Annotated in this window: 1 protein-coding gene; it reads right to left on the minus strand. The window is 67.6% G+C overall.

Annotated elements, in window-relative coordinates; translation table 11 throughout:
- Positions 1-4 precede the first annotated feature (4 nt).
- On the minus strand, positions 5-244 hold a 240-nt coding region (locus tag ACTHSN_RS10885), incomplete at its 5' end, for a hypothetical protein (protein ID WP_440365324.1).

Below are 244 nucleotides of genomic sequence, written 5' to 3' on the forward strand. Positions count from 1 at the left end.
GACCTTAATGGGTCTGGACTTCGTTGACGCGGTTCCGGACGATGTACTCGACCCGGACGGTCACCTTGCCAGCGGTGGCGTCCGCCACGGTCGGGGCGACCGTGATGCGGATGTTCCCGCCGTTGCTGACGTAGCCGGTGGGGACCAGCGCGGTGCGGCCAGCGGACAGGCGGTCGGTGGCGGACAGATAGCGGGTCGCGTTATTGGCGTCGCCGACCGACACGTTGTACGCGGTCGAACCGGT

Origin of the sequence: Neisseria sp. P0009.S010 (genome assembly GCF_051958545.1) — a bacterium.
GTDB lineage: Bacteria > Pseudomonadota > Gammaproteobacteria > Burkholderiales > Neisseriaceae > Neisseria > Neisseria subflava_A.